A 3,173-nucleotide genomic window follows, 5' to 3' on the forward strand; every position below is an offset into this window, starting at 1 on the left:
TTGTTGTTGGGTTCGGTGAAGTCCAACATCGGTCATGCGCAGGCGGCTTCGGGTGTGGCTGGTGTGATCAAGATGGTGCTGGCGATGCGTCATGGCGTGCTCCCGCGCACGCTGCACGTGGATGCTCCGTCGTCGCATGTGGACTGGAGTGCCGGTGCCGTCGAACTGCTGACCTCTCCGGCCCAGTGGCCGGAGGGTGACGGGCCGCGCCGTGCGGGCGTCTCCTCCTTCGGCGTCAGCGGCACGAACGCGCATGTGATCCTGGAACAGCCCGAACCGCTCGCGGCCGAGGCAGCGGCGGACGCCACGGTGACCGGGCCCGGCTCGCCGCCGTGGGTGCTCTCCGGCAGGAACGAGGCCGCGCTGCGTGGCCAGGCGGCGCGCCTGCTGCCCCTGGTGGTCGGCCGGGAGGACCTGCCGGCGCGGGACATCGGCTACTCACTGGCGACGGGCCGGTCGAGCTTCGCCCACCGCGCGGTGGTCTGGGGCGAGGACCGGGAGGACCTGGTACGGGCCCTGTCGGCGCTCGCGGTCGGCGAGACCGACGCGGGCGTGGCCGAGGGCCCGGTCACCCCGGGGAAGTCGGCGTTCCTGTTCTCGGGCCAGGGCTCGCAACGGCTGGGCATGGGCCGGGAGTTGTACGGCCGTCATCCGGTCTTCGCGGAGGCGTTCGACGCGGTGTGCGCCGGGCTGGACGAGCATCTGGACCGCCCGTTGCGGGACGTCGTGTGGGGTGACGACGCGGAGCTGCTGAATCAGACCGTGTACGCCCAGGCCGGGCTGTTCGCCATCGAGGTGGCCCTGTTCCGGCTGGTGGAATCGTGGGGAGTACGCGCGGAGTTCGTGGCGGGGCACTCGATCGGCGAGGTGGCCGCGGCCCATGTGGCGGGTGTGCTGTCGCTGGCAGACGCGTGCGCGCTGGTGGCGGCCCGTGGCCGGCTGATGCAGCAACTTCCCGCGGGTGGGGCGATGGTGGCGATCCGGGCCGCCGAGGAGGAGGTGCTGCCGCTCTTGGGTCAGGGGGTGTCGATCGCGGCGGTCAACGGTCCGTCGTCGGTCGTGGTCTCCGGTGCCGAGGACGCGGTGCTCGCCGTCGCGGCGCACTTCGAGGGCGAAGGGCGCAAGACTGCACGGCTGCGGGTCTCGCACGCCTTCCACTCACCGCTCATGGAACCGATGCTGGAGGAATTCCGCGCTGTGGTGGCACGGCTGTCCTTCGGCACGCCGACGATCCCGGTGGTGTCCAACCTGACCGGCCGGCTCGCCGAGCCCGAACAGCTGTGCTCCGCCGACTACTGGGTCCGGCACGTCCGCGAGGCAGTGCGTTTCGCAGACGGGATACGGGCTCTGGGATCGGAAGGGGTGACGCGGTTCCTGGAACTCGGCCCGGACGGTGTGCTGTCGGCGATGGCCCGGGAGTCGGCACCGGAGGAGGCCGTGCTCGCTCCCGTACTGCGCAGGGACCGGCCCGAGGAGACGACGCTGCTGGGTGCCCTGGCGCAGCTGTACGTCCGGGGCACGAGCGTGGATTGGGCGGCGCTGTTCGCCGGTACGGGTGCGCGGTGGGTGGACCTGCCGACGTACGCGTTCCAGCACGAGCGGTACTGGCCCTCGGGCGGTGTGGCGCGTTCCGGTGATGTGCGGTTCGCGGGTCTGGGCACTACGGGGCATCCGTTGCTGGGTGCGGCGGTGGAACTGGCGGGTTCGGGTGGGTTGTTGTTCACCGGGCGGCTGTCGGTGTCCTCCCATCCGTGGTTGGCGGACCATGTGGTGCTGGGGTCCGTTCTGGTGCCGGGGACGGCGCTGGTGGAGCTGGTGCTGCGGGCGGCCGACGAGGTCGGCTGCGATCTGTTGGAGGAGCTGACGCTCGTCACGCCGTTGGTGCTGCCCGCGTCGGGCGGTGGCGTGCAGGTGCAGGTGTGGCTGGGGGAGGCGGACGGTTCGGGTCGCCGCTCGGCGTCGGTGCATGCGCGCGAGGGCGAGGGCCCGTGGACGCTGCACGCCGGCGGCGCGGTGACCACGGGGGCGGAAGTGGCCTCCTTCGATGCCGCCATATGGCCTCCAAAGGGCGCCGAACCCCTCGACGCGGCGGGCTGCTACGACGAACTCGCGGATGCCGGGCTCATGTACGGCCCGGCGTTCCAGGGCCTACAGGCGGCCTGGAAGCTCGGCGAGGACATCTACGCCGAGGTCCGGCTTACCGAGGGCACCGACGGCGACGCCTACGGTCTGCACCCCGCGCTCTTCGACGCCGCGCTGCACGCGGCGGCATTGGGAGGCGGGGGAGCGGGCGGCATCCCGTTCTCGTGGGGCGGAGTGTCCCTGCACGCCTCGGGCGCCTCGCACCTCCGCGTCCGTATCCGCGACGCGGGCAGCGGAATGTCGGTCGCGCTCGCGGACTCGTCCGGTGCGCCGGTCGCCTCGGTGGAGTCGCTGGTGGTACGTCCGCTCTCGGCCGGTGACTTGCAGACCGCCGACCGTGACGCCCTCTTCAAGGTCGACTTGACCCCCGTCCCGCTCACGGACGAGCGCGTCGCGCTCGGCACCGGCCAGGATGGCGAACCGTTGCGGACGTACGCGGATCTGGAGCACCTGGCGCAGGAACCCGCCCCCGCTGCCGTCCTGGTCGCGCCGCCCGTCGGCACCGCCGGAACGGTGGAGTCCGTACACGCCGCGGCTGTCTGGGCGTTGGAGATGGTGCAGTCGTGGCTGGCCGACGACCGGTTCGCTGCCTCGCGTCTGGTGTTCGTGACGCGTGGTGCGAACGCGGGCGCGGATCTCGCGGGCGCCGCTGTCCGGGGTCTGGTGCGGTCGGCGCAGTCGGAGAACCCGGGCCGGTTCGGCCTGGTGGACCTGGACGGTGACGCCGATGTGACCGTGCTGGCGCAAGGGCTCGCGACCGACGAGCCCGAACTGTTGGTGCGTGGGAACGAGGTACTGGCGGCCCGGCTGGCCCGGGCGCAAGCGCAGCGCGCCATCACCTGGGACACCTCCGGCACGGTCCTGATCACGGGTGGTACCGGTGGTCTCGGGCGTGTCATGGCCCGGCACCTCGCGACCGAGCACGGGGTGCGGAATCTGCTGCTGGTCAGCCGCAGCGGTCTGGCCGCCGAGGGCGTCGAGGAGCTGGTGGTCGAGCTTGCGGGGTACGGTGCGGACGCGGTCGTCGAGGC

The 3,173-nt window shown here is 72.1% G+C and carries 1 protein-coding gene; it reads left to right on the top strand.

The window, feature by feature from the left end; all coding sequences use genetic code 11:
- Positions 1 to 15 precede the first annotated feature (15 nt).
- Positions 16 to 3,173: type I polyketide synthase (locus AB0I10_RS40785; protein WP_363157797.1), on the top strand; the 3,158-nt coding region annotated here is incomplete at its 3' end.

It is taken from the genome of Streptomyces sp. NPDC050636, assembly GCF_040654775.1.
Taxonomy (GTDB): domain Bacteria; phylum Actinomycetota; class Actinomycetes; order Streptomycetales; family Streptomycetaceae; genus Streptomyces.